The 21,314-nt window shown below is 53.2% G+C and carries 17 protein-coding genes and 1 pseudogene; 5 read left to right on the forward strand and 13 right to left on the reverse strand.

From position 1 onward, the window contains the following. Window positions 1-464: 464 nt before the first annotated feature. From FVR03_RS12275 to FVR03_RS12285, 3 genes are read right to left on the reverse strand one after another with little or no spacing between them, the layout of a single operon-like run. Window positions 465-1,100, reverse strand: coding sequence for a P-loop NTPase family protein (locus FVR03_RS12275; protein ID WP_147922049.1), 636 nt, complete (start codon window positions 1,098-1,100; stop codon window positions 465-467). Window positions 1,101-1,104: 4 nt separating this feature from the next. Next, the gene (locus FVR03_RS12280) at window positions 1,105-1,932 is read right to left on the reverse strand and encodes a transcriptional regulator (protein ID WP_147922050.1); all 828 of its coding nucleotides are present in this window, start codon (window positions 1,930-1,932) and stop codon (window positions 1,105-1,107) included. After that, window positions 1,929-2,219: a helix-turn-helix domain-containing protein gene (locus FVR03_RS12285; protein ID WP_147922051.1), complete on the reverse strand. Its 291-nt coding sequence runs from the start codon at window positions 2,217-2,219 to the stop codon at window positions 1,929-1,931. The genes FVR03_RS12280 and FVR03_RS12285 overlap by 4 nt, the downstream gene beginning before the upstream one ends. 295 nt (window positions 2,220-2,514) lie before the next feature. On the opposite strand from FVR03_RS12285, the gene FVR03_RS12290 reads away from it, so the two are divergent. The 5 genes from FVR03_RS12290 (at window position 2,515) to FVR03_RS12310 (ending at window position 7,723) form a co-directional block, all read left to right on the forward strand. After that, the gene (locus FVR03_RS12290) at window positions 2,515-2,790 is read left to right on the forward strand and encodes a hypothetical protein (protein WP_147922052.1); all 276 of its coding nucleotides are present in this window, start codon (window positions 2,515-2,517) and stop codon (window positions 2,788-2,790) included. A gap of 2 nt (window positions 2,791-2,792) precedes the next feature. Next, window positions 2,793-3,191, forward strand: coding sequence for a plasmid mobilization protein (locus FVR03_RS12295; RefSeq protein ID WP_147922053.1), 399 nt, complete (start codon window positions 2,793-2,795; stop codon window positions 3,189-3,191). After that, entirely contained in the window at window positions 3,185-4,468 is a 1,284-nt protein-coding gene (locus FVR03_RS12300; protein WP_147922054.1) for a relaxase/mobilization nuclease domain-containing protein, read from the forward strand. The genes FVR03_RS12295 and FVR03_RS12300 overlap by 7 nt, the downstream gene beginning before the upstream one ends. 56 nt (window positions 4,469-4,524) lie before the next feature. Next, window positions 4,525-6,468 carry a conjugal transfer protein MobC gene (gene mobC, locus FVR03_RS12305; RefSeq protein WP_147922055.1) on the forward strand — a complete coding sequence of 648 codons (1,944 nt, stop codon included), beginning with the start codon at window positions 4,525-4,527 and terminating at the stop codon, window positions 6,466-6,468. A 388-nt stretch (window positions 6,469-6,856) separates the two neighbouring features. Next, window positions 6,857-7,723 carry an RteC domain-containing protein gene (locus tag FVR03_RS12310; RefSeq protein WP_147922056.1) on the forward strand — a complete coding sequence of 289 codons (867 nt, stop codon included), beginning with the start codon at window positions 6,857-6,859 and terminating at the stop codon, window positions 7,721-7,723. Window positions 7,724-8,040: 317 nt separating this feature from the next. Here FVR03_RS12310 and FVR03_RS12315 read toward each other — a convergent pair whose 3' ends face one another. The 10 genes and pseudogenes from FVR03_RS12315 to FVR03_RS12360 all read right to left on the reverse strand — a co-directional run. Next, a complete protein-coding gene (locus FVR03_RS12315) occupies window positions 8,041-8,622 on the reverse strand; it encodes an IS630 family transposase (protein WP_147922057.1) in 582 nt (193 codons plus the stop codon). A gap of 16 nt (window positions 8,623-8,638) precedes the next feature. Next, window positions 8,639-9,133 carry a helix-turn-helix domain-containing protein gene (locus FVR03_RS12320; protein WP_147922058.1) on the reverse strand — a complete coding sequence of 165 codons (495 nt, stop codon included), beginning with the start codon at window positions 9,131-9,133 and terminating at the stop codon, window positions 8,639-8,641. 285 nt (window positions 9,134-9,418) lie between these two features. After that, complete coding sequence (locus FVR03_RS12325) at window positions 9,419-11,134, reverse strand: GMC oxidoreductase (RefSeq protein WP_147922059.1); 1,716 nt, start codon at window positions 11,132-11,134, stop codon at window positions 9,419-9,421. Window positions 11,135-11,137: 3 nt separating this feature from the next. After that, window positions 11,138-11,674, reverse strand: coding sequence for a gluconate 2-dehydrogenase subunit 3 family protein (locus FVR03_RS12330; protein WP_147922060.1), 537 nt, complete (start codon window positions 11,672-11,674; stop codon window positions 11,138-11,140). Between the two features lie 27 nt (window positions 11,675-11,701). After that, on the reverse strand, window positions 11,702-12,553 hold the full coding sequence (locus FVR03_RS12335; protein WP_147922061.1) for a sugar phosphate isomerase/epimerase family protein: 852 nt from the start codon (window positions 12,551-12,553) through the stop codon (window positions 11,702-11,704). Between the two features lie 137 nt (window positions 12,554-12,690). Beyond that, a complete protein-coding gene (locus tag FVR03_RS12340; protein WP_255474195.1) occupies window positions 12,691-15,051 on the reverse strand; it encodes a glycoside hydrolase family 3 C-terminal domain-containing protein in 2,361 nt (786 codons plus the stop codon). Window positions 15,052-15,364: 313 nt separating this feature from the next. Continuing rightward, window positions 15,365-16,078: an SGNH/GDSL hydrolase family protein gene (locus tag FVR03_RS12345; protein WP_147922062.1), complete on the reverse strand. Its 714-nt coding sequence runs from the start codon at window positions 16,076-16,078 to the stop codon at window positions 15,365-15,367. A gap of 17 nt (window positions 16,079-16,095) precedes the next feature. Beyond that, a complete protein-coding gene (locus tag FVR03_RS12350; RefSeq protein ID WP_187270147.1) occupies window positions 16,096-18,681 on the reverse strand; it encodes a hypothetical protein in 2,586 nt (861 codons plus the stop codon). Window positions 18,682-18,909: 228 nt separating this feature from the next. After that, window positions 18,910-20,340, reverse strand: coding sequence for a RagB/SusD family nutrient uptake outer membrane protein (locus FVR03_RS12355; protein ID WP_147922063.1), 1,431 nt, complete (start codon window positions 20,338-20,340; stop codon window positions 18,910-18,912). Between the two features lie 27 nt (window positions 20,341-20,367). Further along, window positions 20,368-21,314: pseudogene (locus tag FVR03_RS12360) on the reverse strand (SusC/RagA family TonB-linked outer membrane protein); the annotation flags it as partial.

The raw sequence follows: 21,314 nt of genomic DNA on the forward strand, positions 1-21,314 counted from the left end.
CGGGAGCCACCTGTGAAAAGCATTCTAATCAATGTGAACTATTACATTATGTTTCGATCACCTATTAATAAGAATAGATGGTCCCCTACCCTTCCTTTTGCTAATGAACCTAGGACCTACTCCTGCTTACTAGGTTTTTATTTAATCCTTCGTTTAAATGAAAAGGCAGTCAAAAGGCAGGCATAAGATCATACTGACTAGAATTGAGGATTTTTGTTTTCAAAAATGTCTTTTACTAAATCAAATTTCATTTAACTGCTCAGTAACGGGTTTAGTAAAAAGGGTTGACCCGGTACATGGCAGGGGATGGGTTGTTCTCTTAGCCATATACTCCTTTTTTGCCCGGGCAGGGTGCGGAGCAGTAACTGCGACTGGAACTGCAGGAAACTTTTTATGAAACAGGATGTACCGAATATGATTTGTACCACTGATCGACTCCTGTTCCAAGTCTGTCCGCTGGCCTGTCACCCCCGCTTGTCTCTCGCTCCTTTCTCAAAGCTTACCAGGTTAAACATCTCCCGCATCCTGGACCTGACCCGGCTCCCGTAGGTTTTCTCTATCTCTGAGCTGGTCAGGTTGGTCGTCAGGTGCGTCTTCACCCCCTGGGACACGAACAGGTCGTAGCGGCTCAGGAGGATCTCCCCCATCACGTTACAGGTGTTCCCGTAGTGCTTCAGGCAACTCTCCGCCCCCAGGTCATCGAAACAGTAGGCTCCAGGTTTCCTGGAGGGGCTCCACAGGATGCCCTGGCTGTAGCAGCGGATCACCTCATAACCCTCCTTGTGGAACTCGAAGCTGACCACCCGGCAGGACTTGACCCGGTAGCACTCGTCCGGTGGGCGGAAGAGGCGCAGCAGCGTCATCAGGCTGGTCTTGCCGCACCCGGTCGGGCCGAGGAGCAGGATCCCCTTGCGCAGGCTCAGCCCCATCTGTTCCACCTTCTCCCGATCCTCCACCATGTAGGCCATAAGTTTTTCAAGGAGCGGGTGGTCCTCCTGGTACAGTTTGAAATGCTCCCCGTACAGCTCCTTCCCTTTCCGCTCCAAGAGGGCCAGGCGCCGGTCCAGGTCCGGCTGCCTGTTTACGGCCGCTTTCTCCATAGCATCAGAGGGGCTCGCTATAGTCTTTGGTTTCTCCCCTGTAGCTTGTGGCAGGCTCTGCGGCAAGATTTCTCTGATAGCTTGCATAGTCATTTCCGTTTATCCCGTTGATCATCCATTTCCGCGCGGCTGCCTGCCAGACCTGCACCGGCGTCCGGCCCAGCTGCCAGCCGTTGGCGCTGTAGTGGTGGAAGAATCGGAAGGCCTCCAGCTCCGGCCAGCCCTCCAATAGAAAAAATGCCCGCACTTCCTCCAGCCCCGGCGGCTCCTTCGGCTTTTCTTTCTTTTCTTTTTTGGCGCAACTTTTTTCTTTTCTTTCTTTTCCGGATTTTCCAGTGTCCCTCCCTTCCTGTTCATTTTCTGAACTGGTTGTAAAAATGGGTGCTCCTCTATTGTTTAAATTGTTTACTATGTTTTTATTGTTTATACTGTTTATAGAAGGGCCTAGCACCCGTACAGCTCCGGCACAGGACCCGTCCACAGCCGGTTCGGCTCCGGTACAAGAAATAGGCAGGTTCTCTTTTTGCTTTTTTGGGAGTTTTTCTTCAAAGCCAAGCATGTACACCAGGCTCCCGCGGAAGTGGTTGTAGGAGGGGTCGTAGTGTATGTAGCCCCAGCCATGCAGCTCCCTGATGCACTTGTGGTAGGTGACGCGGGAGCTGATCTTGGAGATCTCCATCACCTCCGCCCGCGAGATGGAGACGGGGTTTTTGAAACGGCCCATGTTCCACTGCTGGAACAGGGCCATGTAGAGGCTCACGTGCGTGGGGTTGAGCCGGTAGTCTCTCGAGGCCAGCTCGAAAAAGCCGGTCAGGTGCGTGATGTAGTTCATAGTCCTGCGGTTTGGTTGTTGCTTTTGTTCCCTTCCATCAGTTTCTCGATATCCTCCTGGCGGTAGTAGATGGTCCCCCCGATCTTGCTGAAGGGCAGGGTGCCGTTGATGCGCAGGGACTGCAGGGTGGCCGGTGAAATCTTGAGCAGCTTGCGTACCTCCGCTGATTTGAGCACCTGCTTCTGGGTTTGAGTTGGCTGCCGTTTGCTGAGCAGCTGCTGCAGGTCCTCGAGCAGCTGCCGCCGGAAGTGCTGCAGATCTTCCTTGGTGATGATCTCTACTGACATATTTTACACATTTGGTTAGGCTCCAAAACTGTAAAAGTCACCTCAGCATTTTTCAGTAGGACATCCGTAGGTGGGGAAAATTCCGCTTACCTCTCAGCAGGGAAGCTAAACTTCAAAACGCATTGCCTTATGGAGGTAATAGTACCCTGAATAAGCTCAACGGCAGCCAAAAGCAGCCTTCACAACCCCCTCGATTCACCTGAAACAGCCATAGAAAATATTCCCCAAGTTGGGTAGACCTTGTGAAAAGCACCGCTGTCCCCTGCCAATCTTTGCCTTTCCACCTCAAAAAGCCATGGAAAGAAACACTACACCAACACCCCATCCAGCCAGAGGTCAACTGGAAAAAACAAAGCTGTTGCCCCTGGAAAGCAGCGGTCCTCCAGGTAGCTATCCGCTTCTAAATCTCAAAAGCACCAGGTCTCCGGCAAGGTCCGGAGGAGGGGGAGCCTGCGGTCTGGTGCAGGCAGCAAGATGTATTTTTGTAAACAAAAAAGGCGGCCTCCCCTCCCTTTCGGTCCGCCCCGCTGCCCCTTCACCTCGGAACTCGGTTTCTGTTTTTGATGCCTGACGATGCCCAGAAAGAAGCACCCACAGCCCGCGCAGCTCCTCTCCCGCCCCGTCGCCCTCCGGCTCATGGAGCAGGAGTACAGGCGGCTGGAGGCCCTCCGCCGCCAGAGCGACTGTCACTCCCTCGGGGAGGTGATCCGGCGTATCCTGGCGCGGCAGCCCATCAGGCTGTTCCACAAGGACAGCTCGATGGATGGTGTGGTGGAGGAGCTGGCGGCCGTACGTGCCGAGTTGCGGGCCATCGGCCTCAACATCAACCAGGTCACCCGCCACTTCAACGGCACCACCAATGCCAATAAGCGGGTGCTGCTGGCCCACCAGGCCCTGGAGCAGTACCGGAAGGTGGAGGCCAAGGTCAGCCTGCTCCTCTCGCTCATCTCCCAACTCGCTAAAAAATGGTAGCCAAGATCATCACCGGTAAAAGCATCCAGGGCGCCCTCAACTACAACGAGCACAAGGTGCGGGAGGGAAAGGCGGAGCTCCTCTTCGCCAGCCGCTTCCTGCTGGAGCCAGAGGAGCTCTCGTTCCGGGACAAGCTGCAGCGCTTCGAGCGGCTGCTGGAGAAAAGCCCGCAGGTGAGGACCAACACGCTCCACATCTCCCTCAACTTCGACCCCGGCGAGAAGCTGGAGCCGGAGCGGCTGCAGGCCATCGCCATCCGCTACATGGACAGGATCGGCTTCGGGGAGCAGCCTTACCTGGTCTACCGCCACCACGACGCGGCCCACCCGCACCTGCACATCGTCACCACCAACATCCGCCCCGACGGCAGCCGCATCGACCTCCACAACATCGGCAGGCTCCGCTCCGAGCCCGCCCGCAAGGAGATCGAGCTGGAGTACGGGCTGGTGCAGGCCGAAAAGATGAAAAAAGGAGAAGAACTCCCCCTGGAGCCGCTCCAGCTAGAGAAGGCGGTATACGGAAAGTCGGAGACAAAGCGCAGCATCGCCCATATCGTCACGAGCGTTACCCGCCACTACAACTACACCAGCCTGGCAGAGCTCAACGCCGTGCTGCGCCACTTCGGCGTGACGGCAGACCGGGGAGGCGAGCGCACGCAGATGCACCAGAAGAAGGGGCTGGTCTACAGCATCGTCAATGACAGAGGCGAGAAGCAGGGCGTGCCCCTCAAAGCCAGCGCCCTCCCCAGCAAGCCCACCCTGGCCTTCTTGGAAAAGCAGTTCGAGCAGAACAAACTGAGCCGGCGACCTTACCAGCTCGCCCTGCGGAGCAGCATTGACAAAGCCTTCCGCAGCCATCCCACCAGCAGCAGGGACAGTTTTATAAAGCGGTTGAAAAAGCAGGAGATCCAGGTGCTTTTCCGGGAGAACAGCCAGGGCCTCCCCTATGGCGTGACCTATATCGACCACCGGCACCGGGCCGTCTTCAACGGCAGCGAGCTGGGCAAAGCCTACAGCGCCAAAGCCCTCACCGAGCGCTTCCGCCAGCGCGTGGAACAGCGGGATGAGGTTGAACAGACAAAACAGGAAGGACCGCCGCAGCACACAGTTACGATGTCCTTCTCGCAGCCAAGGCAGCACGCGCAGGGAACAGTCCATCCGCAACAACCGGAGGCGGTGGGACTGCTGGACACGCTCCTGAAAGCAGAGCAACAGGGCTACCTGCCCGAGGCACTCCGCCGGAAGAGAAAGAAGCGACGCCGAAGACCCCGGCTCTAGCGGAACCCTGAACTTTTAACTCATAGCTCTAAACTTTTAACGCTTAACTAAAGAAAGTGAACACCGGAGAAAACACACAGGCCCTGCGCCAGATCATCGACTTCACCAGGCTGCTGAGCCTGGTGATCCTGCTGCTGCATTTCTACATCGCCTGCCATGCCGCCTTTGCAGCTTGGGAGCTGACCGCTCCTGTCGTAGACCGCATGCTGCTCCACACCCAGCGGCTGCCGCTCTTCCAGGGCCTGCTGATGCCGAAGGCCGCGGCCCTGCTCCTGCTATGCATCTCGCTGCTGGGCGCCAAGGGAAAAAAAGACGAGCACATCAAACAAAGCACCATCCTCAGCTACCTGCTCCTGGGACTGCTACTCTACTGGGTGAGCACCGTATTTCTACTTACTACCTTTGCAGAAGCCACCTTAGCCGCACCATTCTACATAGGCACCACGGCAATAGGTTACCTGCTTATCCTGGCCGGTGGCACACTCCTCTCGCGGCTGATCAAGCTGCAGCTGGACGGGGACATCTTCAACCGCCTCAACGAGTCCTTCCCGCAGGAGGAGCGCCTGCTGGAGAACGAGTACTCCATCAACCTGCCGGCCCGGTACCAGCTCCGGGGCAGGACGCGCAGCAGCTGGATCAACGTCGTCAACCCCTTCCGGGCGCTGCTGGTGATCGGCACGCCTGGGGCCGGCAAGTCCTACTTCGTCATCCGCCACGTCATCACGCAGCACATCCGCAAAGGCTTTGCCCTCTTCCTCTACGACTTCAAGTACGACGACCTGACCCGCATCGCCTACAACACCCTGCTCCGCCACCAGGACAAGTACCCGGTCAAGCCCAGCTTCTACGTCATCAACTTCGACGACCTCTCCCGCACCCACCGCTGCAACCCGCTCGACCCGGACACCATGAACGACATCACCGACGCCACCGAGGCCTCCCGCACCATCATGCTGGGGCTCAACCGGGAGTGGATCAAAAAGCAGGGGGACTTCTTCGTCGAGTCCCCCATCAACTTTGTCACGGCCATCATCTGGTTTCTGAAAAAATACCGGGGCGGCCGCTACTGCACCTTGCCGCACGTCATCGAGCTCATGGAGGCGCCCTACGGGCAGCTCTTCTCCCTGCTCCGGACGGAGCCCGAGATCGAGGTGCTCATCAACCCCTTCGTCTCCGCCTTCGAGCAGGAGGCCGTCGACCAGCTCGAGGGGCAGATCGCCAGCGCCAAGATCAGCATGGCCCGGCTCGTCTCCCCCCAGCTCTACTACGTGCTCTCGGGCAACGACTTCACGCTGGACCTCAACAACCCGCAGGCCCCCAAGCTCGTCTGCCTGGGCAATAACCCGCTCAAGCAGCAGGTCTACGGGGCGGTGCTCTCCCTCTACGTCTCCCGCACGATCAAGCTGGTCAACCAGAAGGGCAGGCTCAAGAGCAGCTTGGTCTTCGACGAGTTCCCCACCATCTACTTCAACGGCATCGACAGCCTCATCGCCACGGCCCGCTCCAACAGGGTGGCCACCACCCTGGGCGTGCAGGACTACAGCCAGCTCAAAAAGGACTATGGAAGGGAGCAGGCCGAGGTGGTGATGAACATCGTGGGCAACGTCATCAGCGGGCAGGTGACCGGGGAGACAGCCAAGCAGCTATCCGAGCGCTTCGGCAAGATCCTGCAGCAGCGGGAGAGCGTGTCGATCAACAGCAGCGACACCTCCGTGAGCCGCTCCACCCAGCTGGACGCCGCCGTCCCCCCCGCCACCATCGCCTCGCTCTCCTCGGGTGAGTTCGTGGGCATGGTGGCCGACGACCCGCAGTGCCGGATAGCACTGAAGGCCTTCCACGCTGAGATCCTCAACGACCATAAAGCCATCGCCCGGGAGGAGCAAGCCTATGTGCCTGTTCCCCTCATCCGGGAGGTGGATGCAACAGCGATACACGAGAACTATGTGCGGATAAAACAGGAGGTGCAGCTGGTCCTGGCCTCAACGCCTTCACCGGGTTGACAACCACAGGCTCCCCTACCAGAACTTCGCTTTCACCATGACTGCAAAGCCTGTGAAAGCACGCCATCAAATGCAATGTTAGACGAGCACGCCAAGTCGACGGGCAGCCTTATATAGGCAACTTTTTGCATGTTACCAAATCAGCATTTATTCCATTTTTTTCACACTTGAAAGCCTTATATTGAAGTATGTACCAGCACCCTGGCCATACCTGACAACAGGAAGAACAACAGTGCTGAAATTCTTCCCGGACACAAAAAGTAAAATATGAATAATAAAATACTCTGTCACCTGGGAGCTGTTTTCATTTCAAGGCTCTGAGGCAGGGGCACGCAACCCCATTCATCATAGCCATATGTGACACCTGTAACAGAATGAAACCATTGTTATGATACAACAAGCCGAAAAACTCTATGACCAGCTGGTGGAAAAGCCGCGGGAGGTAGAGGCCGCTCCCGCCGGCACCCCGGCACAACGCCATGAAACAAACCTAAGGATCCTAAACGAAGCCATCCAGGAGCTTAAGAAACTGGTTGTCAACCACTCCTTCCCCGAGGAGCAGGAGGAGATCAAGTTCTTCAGGCACATCAAGCCCAGGTTCACCAGCCTGCTGATCTACCACTCCCGGCTGGCCCTGCTCGAGCTCAGGCTTCCGCTGGGCAACCTCCGGGACCTCCGGAGGTATTACGAGAACGAGCTCCAGCTCATCCGCCACTTCTTTGATGACCACACCCAGTTCTACCAGTACTTCTACTCCGGCGCCACCTTCCTGGACTCGAAGTACTTCGTGCGCGGGAATTGTGATTTTCCCCTATATTACAGCGTCTCCAACCTCAGCATGTCCCCCATGGACACCGATACGCGCTTCACCACCCACTACGACTACCTCGTCGCCTGCTTCCAGGCGAACGAGCGCCTGCGGGATTTTCTGGTAAAATCGCTGATGTTACTGGAAGGGGGAAAAATCCCGGATAATTTACAATCCGCTGCAAAAAGCAGCTTATCCTGGACCGGCTGCAAGGTGCACCTGATCGAGCTGGCCTACGCCCTGTGCGAGTCCGGGCAGATCAACGGCGGCACCACCGGCGTGATGGAGATCGTGGAGCGGCTGGAGCACCTGTTCCAGGTGAAACTGGGCAACGTCTACCGCACCTTCCAGGAGATGCGCCAGCGCAAGAAAGACAGCCGCACCAAACTGCTCGACCTGATGAAAGAGCGGCTCCTGCGACGGATGGACGAGCTGGACGGAGCCTAAGAAGGTTTAAACATAAGGCATGAAAGACACAGAAAAGAGGCTGTGGAAATATGGAAAAGCTCCCAAAGGGACTTTACCACATTTCCACAGCCTTTTTAGTAGTTGTTATGATGAATATTGAATTTATATTTTCCGGGCTTCTTCAGATTATTTGAAAAACAATGCTACTGCTGAGCCCTTCAAGGCTCCTGCCTGGCAATGCTCAGCCAGAACACCAGCTGTTGCAAAGGCAGCATGGTATGCGGAGAATATAAAACAGATTATCGTAACCTAAGGTCAGTCAGGTAGCGCTTGTATAATACCAAATAGTAAAAAGGTCATTCCATATTTTGAGTAGCCTCCCTGACAGCCCTTTTTATGTAAGGGTATCCGGTAAGGGAGGCTACCTGCTCTTTGGAGTACTCCCTGACCGTGCTGGCAATCCACTCTTCGAGCTCCTGCTCGTCCTTGAAGTTGTGGAAGGCCACCCTGTCCTTCATGTCTTCCCAGAACCGCTCCACCGGGTTGAGCTCCGGGTTGGAGGAGGGCAGGAAGACCAGGCGGATATTCTCCGGCACCTGTAGCTGCTTTGCCCTGTGGTAGCCTGCCCTGTCCAGGAAGACGAACTTCATGGTCTGAGGCTCATGGCGGGAGAACTCTGAGAGCAGGTACTCGAAGTAGAGCGTGTTCACCTGCGGGGCCGTGACAAAGAAGAGGTCCCCCTCCAGCGGGTCCACCAAACTGTAGCAGTAGCGGTAGGGGAAGCGGTGCTGGAAAGCCCCCACCGGCTTGACGCCCGGCAGGGTGATGGCCCTGCGCAGCACGGTCAGCAGGCCGAAGCAACTCTCGTCCTGGAAGTACACCTTCCAGCCCGTCACCTTTCCGGCCCTGGCGGCAGGGGCGTAGTGGCGCCTGAGCAGGAGAGCAGCAGCAGGCTCAGTTTTTTTTAAACTTCTCCTCGTAGGCCGCGTCCTTCCTCAGGTTGCTCCTGCGGACCACCTTGAGCTTGGCCCCCAGGCGGTAGCGGACAAAGCGGTGCACGTGCTCATAGCTCAGCCCAATGCCGTGCTCCTGCTTGAGCCAGCGCTGTATCTGCTTGTAGGAGGTGAAGTAATGGCCGGCATCCGATAGCTTTGCCTGCAGCTCCTCCAAGGCCCTGCCCCCTATCACCGAGCCGCGAGGACGGCCCGTGGTGGCCACTTCCAGGCACGCGGCCAGCCCCCGCTCCCGGTAGAGCCGCAGCCACCGGCCCACCGCATGGCGCTCATAGCCTAGCTGCTCACTTAGCTGCTCGCAGCTGCCGGCCTGCCCGCTCTGGCACAAGTAAAAAGCACGCAGACGGGCCTGGGCCAGCGGGTGCTTCTGCTTGCGGCTTAACCGCAAAAGCTCCTCCGGGCTCTCCTTTATCTCTATAGTGAGTGCTTTTCCCATAGGAGATAAACAAACAGAAGATACGGAACGTTCTTTTTACTATTTGGTATTACTCAACTGCAACTCCAGAAAATGTTTCCCGAACCGATGTAGGTTGGCACGTAATTCACAACAGGACGCCTGAGTACCTCCCTAAATTTGGAAAGGGAGAAAACACCCAAAAATCGCGCTAATACTAAAATATTCATTTTTGGTGCAGAAACCCTGAATAAAAAAATGCTTTCAATAGAGTTCTGCTGCTCCTGATGCTACTGATGCTACTGATTTGATTTAGGTTTGCATCCACTACAGGTTTCTCTTTTTCAACTCACTTACTGCGAAATCTGCTGCCCGTGCTGTCAGGGCCATATAAGTTAAGGATGGATTCTGGGTGGAGGTGGAAGTCATGCAGGCGCCATCTGTCACGAACACATTTTTGCAGGCGTGCAATTGGTTATATTTGTTGAGTAACGACGTTTTTGGATCGTGGCCCATACGCACGCCGCCCATTTCATGAATATCCAGTCCGGGTGCCTGGCCGGTGTCTATTGTCTTGATATTAGAAAAACCTACCTTCGTGAACATTTCCGTAAACTGCTCATGGTAGTCGGCCATCATGTTGCGGTCGTTCTCGTCATAGTCCAAGGCTATGTTCACCAGCGGAACACCCCATTTGTCGGTCCTGGATTTGCTCAGGCTTACCTGGCTTTCTTCTTTCGGAATGGTTTCTCCCATCATGTGCGAACCGATTTTCCAGTTGCTCCATTTGGGGTTCAGGAGCTGCTTTTTTAAAGAGGCACCAAAGCCGGAGCGGTCTTCCACTTCGTAACGCCTGGCATTCAGGGCGCCAGCATATCCTCTCAGGAAATTGGTTTCCTGTCTGTGCAGGTTTCTGAACCTCGGGATGTAACCACCCGCCGCCGGGTTGCGGCCATCTGTGGTATATTCCAGCAGTCCTTCATACTCCGCCGTTATTCTGGCCCTGTAGTTATGAAACGCAAAATACTTACCCAGCAGCCCACTATCATTTCCTAAACCTTCCGGGAAACGATCGGATGTAGAGTTCAGCAAGATTTGGTTGGTATTGACCGCTGAAGCGTTGACAAAAATAATCTGTGCGTAGAATTCCGTCACCTCCCGGGTGTTGGCATCTATTACCCGCACACCTGTGGCCTTGCCTGCCTTTTCATCATAGATAATAGAATCTACTACGGCAAACGGGTGCAGCGTAAGATGGCCAGTTCGGGCAGCCCAGGGTAAGGTGGACGAGTTGCTGCTAAAATAGCCGCCAAAGGGGCAGCCGCGCTGGCACAAGGTGCGGTTCTGGCACTGCGCCCTGCCCTGCTCCAGGTGGATCGGGTTCGGTTTGGAAAGATGCGCGCAGCGGGCGCTGATCACATGGCGGTTTCCGTACTGGGTCTTTAACTGTTCCTTAAAATAGGCCTCTACACTATTGAGCGGGTAAGCGGGCAGAAAATCACCGTCGGGCAGTTCAGCCAGACCGTCAGTGTTTCCGGAAATACCGGCAAATTTTTCTACGTAACTGTACCAGGGCGCAATGTCTTTGTACCTGATGGGCCAGTCTACGGCAAAACCATCGCGGGCAGGGCCTTCAAAATCGAAATCGCTCCAGCGTTGGGTCTGCCTGGCCCAGAGCAGCGACTTGCCTCCTACCTGGTAACCACGAATCCAGTCAAAAGGCTTTTCCTGCACGTAAGGCTGCTCCGAGTCTTTTACAAAAAAGTGCATAGAGTCTTCCCGGAAGGCATAGCATCGGCTCACGATCGGCTCGTTCTCTTTTATGGCAAGAGGCACCTCCAGCCTGTGCTCAAACTCATAGGGCATTTTGTTGGTGGTAGGGTAATCTACCGGATGCTTTACGTCGCGCCCCCGCTCCAGCACCAGGGTTTTCAGTCCTTTTTCTGTCAGTTCCTTGGCCGCCCACCCGCCACTAATGCCGGAGCCAATCACGATGGCATCGAAGGTGCGCTGCTCTACGCTTTTTAAATTTAAATTTGCCATGGCCTAACTAACTAATGTTTTACTTACAGGATAATAACCATCGTATCTGCCCGGAATGAGTTCATACACACGCAGTTTCGTCATCACCAATTCTGAATTCAGATATCCTTTGATGGTTTCGTTTTTCATGATGCTGTAGAAGGTAAGCACGTCCTGGGGTGCCTTCTTATTGTTCAGAGCGGCGATCGCCTCCTGCCGCTGCTCCAGGCTGCAATCTGGAAAGGCGGAACCATATTGTTTTTTCACCATTTCTTCGAACTGCGCAAGTCCGGTCATAAAAGCTTTCTGGTCTTGTTTATTGTGGCAATCGTCGAGCATTTTCAGCACAAACAGGTGCAGCCCTAATTCTTTGGCTCCCGCTGTGTCGGTGGCCGGCAGTATAGTTTCGGCTACCTCTGCCAGCACCCTCTCCTGCCCTTCCGACACCGCCAGGTTTTCTAAGCGAATAGAGGCTTTCTTCTCTTCCGTGATGCAGGATGGCAGCAATACGACCGCACCCGAAAATAAAACCAGGTTTTTAATTACCGAACGTCTGTCCATAAAATCTTCTTTCTGCTAATTTCGTTCTTATTTTTTGCTAACCACACTTCTGAAATATGTCACACTTTGTTTAACATCCGGTGTGTTATGGTTCCAGTTATATTCGTACTCGGCAGAGAGCATGCCCTTGAATTTCTGCCTTTTTAACTCCCCGATAACGCCTGCTATGTTGGTAACGCCCTGCCCCCAGTGTACATCGTGCCCTTTCAGGTCCTGCTCATGCAAATCCTTTACATGCAAATGAAAGATCCGGCCTTCTAACTGCTTCAGGCTGGCAACAGGATCGATCCCGGAGCGGGTCCAATGACCGATATCGGCGCACACACCCATTCGCTTGCTTTGGCCCTTCAGGGCATCCTCTACAATAGCAGGGTTCCAGTAGCGCGACGGTGTAGGGTGATTATGAATGGCTACCTTGATTTTAAATTCATCGCAAAGCTGCGATACCAACGGCAGGTCCTCCAGCTTCGGTTCGGAGGTAATGGTCTCTATGCCCATGGCTTTTGCGAATATAAACAGTTGCCGCCAGTCTTCTGCATTGCCCGGCGAAACCACACCGAATGCCTTCATTTTAATTCCTTTCTTCTTCAGCATGGCTAGGAGCTGTTGCCTTTTCTCGGCCTCCATCCGAATGTCCATCTTGCCTTCCAGGCCACCGCCCAGCGGCTGCCCCGGGTAAGCTTCCACATATTTCAGGCCACAGCTGTCGATCTTGCTTAGCGCTTCATAAAAGGTAAAGTTCTTAAACGTATAGGCCTGCGCTCCCAGTTCCCAGCCCAGTTTGGCTTCGGGGTGTTTTTGGGCATAAGCTGCTAGGCTGCCACCTAAGAGCAACACCAGGCAAGCAAAAGCCTGCAGTATTTTAACATGAAGTATCATATAGGTAATAGTTAGTGTATGCTAAATAAAGATCCAGTAATAAGTAGTGCTGCCAGGCAAGCTGACTGGGGCTTTGGAGAAATTATGCTAATAGAAATGGGCCTCCGGCGCTTACTCCCTCTGCTGCTGCTGCTGTTTTATCGCTTTGCCTTGAGTTCGCTGATGGCTACCTCCGGTACCAGCACTTTGTTTACCTGCTCGGTTACCAGACTTTTAGGCAATTTAAAAGCAGCTGTCTGCCTGATGTTCCTGGACGAAGCGCCTACTTTTACGGTGTACTTGCCGGCTTCTGCCACCCAGGCTGTTTTTCTGGTATCGAAAGAGGAAAGCGCGCGGGCATCCAAAGTAAAGGTTATGGTCTCTGACTGACCTGGTTGCAACAGCCCGGTTTTGGCAAAACCTTTCAGCTCTTTCTCTGGCTTGTCCATGGTTTTGGCAGGAGCGCTGAGGTACAGCTGCACTACTTCCCGGCCAGCTACTTTACCAGTGTTCTTCACTTCCAGCGTTACCGTCAGCTGGTCTTTGAACTTACCTGCGCTGAGGTTTAATTTGCCGTACTCGAAATTGGTATAAGACAGGCCATAGCCAAACTCATAGGCAGGGTTTACCTTGAAAGCATCGTAGTAGCGGTAGCCGACGTAAATTCCTTCTTCGTACACCACTTTTTCAGGTTTGCCAGCCGGTGTGCCCGGAAAGTTTTTGGCTGACGGGGAATCCTGGTACGTTATAGGGAAGGTGGTGGCCAATTTGCCGGATGGGTTCACTTTCCCGCTCATCAGGTCGGCCAGGACATGACCTCCCTCCTGACCAGGCTGCCAGGCCAGCAGGATAGCGTCAGCCTGGTCGCGCCAGCTGGCTACTTCGATTACACCACCAATGTTGAGCACAACCACCACTTTTTTGCCTTTTGCCCGAAACGCCTCCGAAACAGACTTCAACAGCTTTTTCTCCTCAGCCGACAGGTAATAATCGTTGTCCAGCTTCCTGTCGCCTCCCTCACCAAACACGCGCATCAGCGTTACCACCGCCATGTCTGCTTCCTGTGCCTTTCTTCGGATCAGGTTTTCGTCAATGGCCTGCTCTCCCAGGATGCTGTCCAGTTTGGGCATGGCAGTGATCAGGCTGTCGGCTTTCATGTTGCGCGGGCGGCCTTTCTTCAGGTATTCCTGGTAGCTGGCTTGCAGTTCTTTGTCGAGCTGGTAGCCTGCCTTCTGGAGCCCTTCGGTCAGCGAAACACTGTATTTGTTGTTTACCATGCCACTGCCGGTGCCACCCACTATCATTTTATAAGAGTAGTTTCCGAAAGCGGCAATTTTCTGGTTGCTATTTGCTATTGGCAGCGTCTCCTGCTCATTTTTCAGCAACACCACCGACTGTGCCGCAGCTTCGCGGGCCAGCTGGGCATTTTGCTCCAGGTTGGGCTTATCGGAGTACGGGTAGTTCTTATACGTCGGGGTCTGCATGGCCACCTTCAGGATACGCCCAATGTTATGGTCCAGCACTTTCATATCGAGGGCGCCGTTACGGGCAGCGCTGTCTATTTTGTTCGACCACACCGCCAGGCCCGGCATCAGCAAATCATTGCCTGCCTGCATCTGCTTCAGGGCGTCTTCGCCACCATACCAGTCGCTCAATACAAAGCCGTTAAAGCCCCATTCCTTGCGCAGAATCGTCTCCAGCAGTTCCCCGCTTTCGGAGGTATACACGCCATTGATCTTGTTGTAGGACGACATCACCGTCCAGGGATCAGCTTCCTCTACCGCAATTTTAAAGCCCTGCAGGTAGATTTCGCGCAGCGCCCGCTCGCTTACAATGGTGTTGATAAAGCGGCGGCTGGTTTCCTGGTTATTGGCGGCGAAGTGCTTAATGGAAGTGCCCACTCCCTGTGATTGAATGCCCTTAACGGCTGCTGCTGTCATTTTACCGGAGATAAGCGGGTCTTCGGAATAATATTCGAAGCTTCGGCCTCCAAGCGGATCCCGGTGAATATTCAGCGCCGGGGCAAGCAGAATGTCCACGCCGTACTCCAGCGCCTCGTGCCCCATAGCGCTGCCAACACGCTCAGCCAGTTTCAGGTCCCAGCTCGAAGCCACCAGCGATGCCACCGGAAAAGCGGTGCAGTAGTAGGAGTTCGGGTCGTTGTCTCTCCGGGGAGCAATCCGCAAACCGGCAGGTCCGTCAGAGAGGTAAATGGCCGGAATGCCCAGGCGCACAAACGGATAGGTGTAGCCTCCTACTGCCGCAATGTTTTTTTGTTTCCGCCCGGGTGTGGCTACAGGCACCACCTCCCGTCTTTTGGCCCCGGTTACCATCAGCGACTTTTCTTCTATGCTCATGGCATCTATCACCTCCTGTAAAGGATTCTGGCCGAGCTGCGGGGCCGGTTTGGTTGGCGGCATGGCAGAAGAATTATTCATGGCCGACTGGGCCATGCCTGATCCGGCAAAGAAGCACTGGGTGATAAAGCAAACGAGCAGTGGGTATTTTGATATTTTCATATTAAAAGATAATAGATTTAAGTTTTGTCCGGTCAGCTTGCCAAGCGGCAGAGGTCCGGATTTTGCAATTATTCTAATTAAACAGGGCCTCCGGATAGTGTTGCTGCCCCTGCTGCTGATCAGTTTTACCCGTGAAAGATTTTATAGGCCTGTACCGGGTACAACATAACTATCTTCTCGAGCTTTAGCAGCAGCATCAGCAGAAGGAGTAACCACTGGAGGGCTAGTTTCATTAGTATAATTCCTCCAGAACCTGACAGAAAATTTTTCAGGTACGGTAGACTGAAATGGTTTAAGTGTTCTTCAAAGAAGATCATTTAAACCATTTCAGCAGTTCTTCTGCAATAACCGTATGGCCGCGCTGGTTCGGGTGGTTCACATGCGACATGTAGGGCTCCACAGTTCCTTCGGTTTTTGCGATCTTCTCAAACTCCGCGTACGGATCGGCCAGGCCAACTTTATATTTGGCCGCCAGAGCCCGGATCTGTTTGGCATGCTGGGCCAGCTTATTGTCCGGGTTTTTCAGATCCTGCCGCTGATCCGGCGAAGGCGTTACTAGAATCACTTTTATGTTGTGCCGGAGTGCCTCCTCTATCATTTTCTCCCAGGCCACCTTCGACCTCTCCAGGCCAGGCCCCATGTCGTTAAGCGCATAGTCTATAAACAGCACATCAGGTTTGTGTGGTAGCACGTCGGTGGCAAGGCGGGGCTGGCCCTTTTCGGCATACTCCCCTCCTATGGCCGTAATAATGACATTGATAACCGCATGCGGGTACTCCTGCTTCAGCTTGCTTAACAAAAGGTGCGGGTACGACTCCAGCGTATGCACCTCCTGCCGGCTCCAGTACCCCGACGGTACCGAATGACCATGAAACACCAGGTTGATTCTCCTGTTATTCGGGAATACCGTTTTCAGCTCTTGCTGTACCTCGCTTAAATAAACAGAACTGCCTGCGCTTTTCAGGCTCTGGCACTGTGCCGAAAAAGCTAACAGCAAGGCTAATACAATCAGGTTCGTTTTTCTCATTTTCAACAGACAGCCATTTACCAGGAAACCACCAGATTTCCGGTCACATTTTTCACTACATAACTTTTCCCGAATTCCTTCTCCCCTTTCTGGGCAGGAATCTTTCCTTTTTTCCAGGGGTAGGTGGCGTTCACGTAAAAATGAATACCGTCGTCTGTAATCTGCTCATCGGGGTAAACGCGAACCGTAGCGTTCTGAAGTCCTGATATCTGAAGCCTTCTGCTGATGCCCAGTTCACCGGAGTGCATTTCCTTGCACGATACAATGCCTTCGTTCTGCTCCACAAACACCCGGGCCTCTCTGTTCCAGGCAGTCGGGAAAAAATAAGTAGCATATCCGTTCTGCAGCTCCGTGTCGTAACCATTGAGTACCGGTGCTCCCTGCGGAAATTTAAAGCGATGCTTTACAGAGGTGTTGGGAACATATCCAGACAAGAAATACCCGTTGTTGCTGCGCGAAATGCTTAGAACAGGGCTCTTTACGGCCGGGTCGTATTTATCGACGATGTACTCGAGGCCAAACTCCTGCAGGGCATGCCTTAGATAGGCCGGGCCCACCGCATATTTTTCCGGATCATTTGGTTTCAGGAGTCGTCCCCCTTCGTAGTGGCTGGAATTGGTGCCTCTCACATACACTATTTTGCCGCCTTTCCAGTCTGGCTGCGCCCTTACCCATAGCACGTCGCGGGTGTTTTTGCCCTGCGTCATCTTCACCTTTACCTTAGTGTTCGGGTCTTTCAGTTCTCTGATCTGAGTTTTTAGGCCTCCGCCGGAAAAGAGAGCGGCATGCTGTATAACGGCAGGTGCTGCTTTTGTCAGCCGGTCTTTGCTGTAGCTGTCTGCCAATGTAAACTCTCCTTCCAGTGCAGAAGTGTTCTGCAGGTTCATTAAGGCTGCAAAAGCCGGGCTGGCATGGTCCGCAGGCCCGTACACCATCACCTTACCGCCGTTTTTTACATAATCGATCAAGCTTTTTTCGAAGTCGGAGCCTGCTTCCGGCACAATGGTCACCAGCACAGAGGCATCGAACATGTCCGGCTTGTGCTGCAGGGCAGACCCGAAGTATTTGGTAGAGATAATGGTGTTAAGCGGAAAACCATTGTTGATGGCCTGCCGGATAAACCAGTCGCCATAATATATTTCTGCCAGCCGGTCTTGTTCATTGTAAGCCCAGCTATGATATTCTTCAAAAGGATACACCCAAACCAGCGGCCCCGGCGCAGTCGGGCTGTCGTAGCGGGCTTTCAGAATGTGCGGGGTTACTTCGTTGGGCACCTGTGTCGGCATATTGCCAAAGGAGTCGTCGATGGTCAGGAAATTGAGGTGCGTGGGCAGCTTTATCTCACCCTGCTGGTTAATCATGGCCACTGACATTGGCAGGTAGATGTCGTGTGGTTCACGGCCATACCGGTCGAGCCAGGGGCTGTTCAGCCACCAGGGGTCGTGGGTATAGTAGCGGAAAATGTAGCGGTTGTCGGGCAGCTGCGCAATGCGTGACATGTACCCCACCATCTCCAGTCCAAAATCTCCGTCCAGCGCGGCCCAGGGCGAGTTAGGTGGCGGCAGAATATTATAGCCACCCTCGTAAATCGCCTTCAGGTCTACGCCATCTTTGGCCAGGTCGATGCCCGTAGCCAGGTTGGTGCCCCGCGTCTCGATCCTGAAATCAGGGCATTCCTCCCGGAAAAGGGTCCAGAAATTGATGATCTTGTCTTTGGTGTCTGTCAGATTTTCTTCGTTAAAGCCTTCGCCTGTAAAAATAGTGCCGGTAGAGGCCCAGGGCTCCATGCCAAACCCAAAACCGTTGCTGAACCAGATGTAGTCGAAATCCAGGTCTTTGAGGAAATGCTGGCTCTGGCGACCAAAAAAAGTGCCAAAAGGCGTATTGTCCGGTATTCCGTTCGGAAAGCCTGCGTAAGAATCCTGGTCAGCTTTTAAAGTGGCGTAGCTGAATACAAAAGATTTGTGGCCCATAGCGCTACCTTCCAGAATCTCAGGGTGTTTTTCGTACTTAAAATCTGACTTGGCAAATTCCGGCCCCGGATCAAAAGTAGCTCCTATGCGGATAGGCTTACCCGTAAGGGCTTCACCTGTTTCCTTTAAGGTCCGCACAATAAACTTCAGGTCCTGGTAAGTAAAGTTGGGCGGGTTTTCCATGTACAGGTAAGCCCGCTCATGCAGCGACAGCTCTTTGGGGCCTACGCCTACCTCATGTTCGGTATTCGGGTTACCAATGTATTTTGCCCACTCCAGCGGCTGCTCCAGGCTGCCGTTGTAATCCAGAATTTCGGAGCCATCAGAGGTCCAGAGCATCACCGAAATGGTATCGGCGTGCCGTAACAAAGAGCTCCATTGCGTAAACATCTCTGCCGCCACCCTCCGGATGTAGGCCTCATCGTTTTGCTTGAAAGGCTTCAGAGATGTCTCCAGCGTAATGTTCTGAAACGGTTCCCCCCTCAGGCTAGTGTCTACCAGTGGCAAGGGGGCAGACTGGGCAGCAGTTGGAGCAGGAAGCGGAGGTGGTGGTGTGGTTTTGGAACTGGTGCAACTGTAGGCTAAAAGCCCCAGGAGTAGCCAAAGCCGGTGTTTAAGCTTAAAATTCATTTTTTGTTATAGCGTTATAAGCAGTAATTAAAAGGAAATCAGTATCGGCAATAAGGCACTGGTGTGCTTCAAATTAATTATTAGAAATGATGGAAGATAGGTTCTCTGGCAGATTTTTCAGCATGAAACCTTTTTCCAAATCCATATGGTGGAGCACTTGGTTACGGATCATTAGATTTTCCATAATAGTTTGTCCATTCTGTTATAGACAACGCGTGCCTTTCTTAATTAATAACCTGTATTTTGCTTAATGGCAGGATTTATTTCAATTTCTCTTCTGGGAATAGGCAGGATAAGCTCGTGCGGGGCTATAGAAAAGTTGAGGCCCTTTCCGGCATAGTAGGCATTAACCACCTCTTGTGCCCTGCCAGTTCTTACCAGGTCGAACCATCGGTGCGCTTCGTACGCCAGCTCTACTCTTCTCTCCTGCATTATCACCTCCCGCATCTCCGGCTGAGACAAGCCTTCCAAACTTTGCAAACCGGCCCGACGGCGCACTTCGTTCACATATTGCTGTGCGGATTCCGGGCTCCCCTGCTCATTTAGCGCTTCTGCATACATCAGCAATACATCGGCGTAGCGCAGGACTAAGAAATTAACGGCACCATCTCTTGGGTTTACAGCGGTCAGGTCCACAAACTTAAGGCCATGGCGGCTGTATTCGGTTGCTCCGGTCAGGTTGGAGGTAATGGAGTCGCCTACGGAGGCTTCTCTCCTGCTGTCGTCTGCTTCATAGGCATTCATCAGGCTCAGGGTTGGGGTTATGCGGCCAGAGCCCTGCTGATTATTGGCCAATAGCCCCGTAGAGGCCGGTGTAAACTGTACCGAATAGCTATTTCCTAAGTTCGCGCCCGAAATAAACTTCAGCTCAAAAATAGATTCGGGAAGATTTTCGTTTCCTTTCACAAACATGCTTCTGTAATTTTCCGCCAGGGTGTACTGGCGTGCGTCTATTACTTCTTTCAGTTTGGAGGCGGCCAGGTCGTGGCGCTGCTGGGTCAGATATACTTTCCCCAACAAAGTTTTAACTGATCCGCGGGAGGCATGCCCTTTGTTGGGGTTAACTTCAGCAGGCAGCAGGGTTTCTGCACTTACCAAGTCCTCTATAATCTTACCATAGACTTCTTCTTTTGGCTTTAACGTTAAGTCCGTTGCCTTTATCTGCTCAGGGCTGCGGAACTCCACCTGGCTGATGGGGGCAGACCCAAAAGCCTGCACCATGATAAAATTGGCGTAAGCACGCATAAATTTTGCCTCTCCCAGTATCTTGTTCCTGGTAGCCTCATTAATGTCAGCACCTTCCAGGCGATTGATAATAACATTGCAGCGGGAAACAGTATAAAGTAGTCGGTCCCACACTGATTGAACAATGGTATTGGCCGGTGTTAGATTCATTTCATCAAACTCCACTTCTGTAATGGAGGAAGATGAAATAGAAATCTCCGCATTATCCGACACCAGTTCAGCTATGTAGAAGATATCGGTGTTGTACACGTCCCGGAAGGTTCCGTAAACACCTATCATGGCTTTTTCGAAGTCGTTTTCGGTCTTAAAGAAATTCTGGTCGTTTATCTGCGCTTCCGGTTGCAGGTCTAAAAAATCCTTGCAGGAAGTTAAGGCAACTATCAGGAACAGTATAATGATCGCTTTATTTTTCATGGCTTTGTTGCTGTAGGTTAAACTAACTTATTGAAGCGTTACTCTTAAGCCTAGTGTGAAAATCCTGGGGAGCGGGTACGAAAAATAATCTATCCCACTGGCCGCCACATTGTCGCCGGTTGAGCTTGATTCGGGATCGTAGCCCGGGTAATCGGTAAAGGTGTACACATTCGCCACATCTCCGAACACTGTGAGCGCAGGAATCCGCAGTCTCTGCAGCAGGTTGTCGGGCAGCCTGTAAGACAGGTTGATGTTCCTGATTCTCACAAAAGAGCCATCGAACAGATACCTGGAATTGGAGCTGAGGCCTCTGGCGTAGTCGTTCCGGATGGCTCGGGGTACTATCCCGTCTCCCGGTTCCTGCTCCGATTTCCAGCGGTTGGCCACCAGGGCCAACTGGTTCTGCACACCTGCACTGTTCAGTACGATCTCTCCTCCCTGGAAATAAACCTGGTTTCCTTGCGTACCCACAATGGTCGTACTCAGGGTCAGGTTTTTAAAGGTAAGGTTATTCGTGAAACCGAAAGTGTATTTTGGCCATGGGTTTCCTACAATGGTTCTGTCAGCATCTGTTATCACACCATCGCCGTTCACATCCTCAAACTTTAAATCGCCGGGCTGCACGTTGGGGTGTTGCTTGGGCAGGGCATCTACCTCCGCCTGGTTTTGGAACACCCCGATGGCATGCAGCATAAAGAAGCTTGAAATAGGATGCCCTACTTCCGTTATCTGGTAGGCCGAGTTACTTATTCTGGAACCTGTGGAGCTCAAGGCCAGCACTTTGTTCCGATTCATGCTGATATTGAAGTTCGTGTTCCAGGTGAAATTGGAAGACCTGATATTTACGGTATTTAAGGCAAGTTCTAACCCCCTGTTTTCAAGCTCACCTACATTTTGGGTGGAAGATCCGAAACCTGAAATGGCGGGTAGCAGGCTATTGAGCAACAAGTCCTTTTTGTGGTTCTGGTATACAT

Source organism: Pontibacter qinzhouensis (assembly GCF_008017455.1).
Classification (GTDB): domain Bacteria; phylum Bacteroidota; class Bacteroidia; order Cytophagales; family Hymenobacteraceae; genus Pontibacter; species Pontibacter qinzhouensis.

Excerpts from the sequence above, each read along its gene's own strand:
- FVR03_RS12335 (WP_147922061.1), bottom strand. The coding sequence starts at position 12,553 with ATGATACTTCATGTTAAAATACTGCAGGCTTTTGCTTGCCTGGTGTTG.
- FVR03_RS12275 (WP_147922049.1), bottom strand. The coding sequence starts at position 1,100 with ATGGAGAAAGCGGCCGTAAACAGGCAGCCGGACCTGGACCGGCGCCTG.
- FVR03_RS12290 (WP_147922052.1), top strand. The coding sequence starts at position 2,515 with ATGGAAAGAAACACTACACCAACACCCCATCCAGCCAGAGGTCAACTG.
- FVR03_RS12310 (WP_147922056.1), top strand. The coding sequence starts at position 6,857 with ATGATACAACAAGCCGAAAAACTCTATGACCAGCTGGTGGAAAAGCCG.
- FVR03_RS12330 (WP_147922060.1), bottom strand. The coding sequence starts at position 11,674 with ATGGACAGACGTTCGGTAATTAAAAACCTGGTTTTATTTTCGGGTGCG.
- FVR03_RS12300 (WP_147922054.1), top strand. The coding sequence starts at position 3,185 with ATGGTAGCCAAGATCATCACCGGTAAAAGCATCCAGGGCGCCCTCAAC.
- FVR03_RS12345 (WP_147922062.1), bottom strand. The coding sequence starts at position 16,078 with ATGAGAAAAACGAACCTGATTGTATTAGCCTTGCTGTTAGCTTTTTCG.
- FVR03_RS12350 (WP_187270147.1), bottom strand. The coding sequence starts at position 18,681 with ATGAATTTTAAGCTTAAACACCGGCTTTGGCTACTCCTGGGGCTTTTA.
- FVR03_RS12320 (WP_147922058.1), bottom strand. The coding sequence starts at position 9,133 with ATGGGAAAAGCACTCACTATAGAGATAAAGGAGAGCCCGGAGGAGCTT.
- FVR03_RS12280 (WP_147922050.1), bottom strand. The coding sequence starts at position 1,932 with ATGAACTACATCACGCACCTGACCGGCTTTTTCGAGCTGGCCTCGAGA.
- FVR03_RS12355 (WP_147922063.1), bottom strand. The coding sequence starts at position 20,340 with ATGAAAAATAAAGCGATCATTATACTGTTCCTGATAGTTGCCTTAACT.
- FVR03_RS12325 (WP_147922059.1), bottom strand. The coding sequence starts at position 11,134 with ATGGCAAATTTAAATTTAAAAAGCGTAGAGCAGCGCACCTTCGATGCC.
- FVR03_RS12285 (WP_147922051.1), bottom strand. The coding sequence starts at position 2,219 with ATGTCAGTAGAGATCATCACCAAGGAAGATCTGCAGCACTTCCGGCGG.
- FVR03_RS12295 (WP_147922053.1), top strand. The coding sequence starts at position 2,793 with ATGCCCAGAAAGAAGCACCCACAGCCCGCGCAGCTCCTCTCCCGCCCC.
- FVR03_RS12340 (WP_255474195.1), bottom strand. The coding sequence starts at position 15,051 with ATGAAAATATCAAAATACCCACTGCTCGTTTGCTTTATCACCCAGTGC.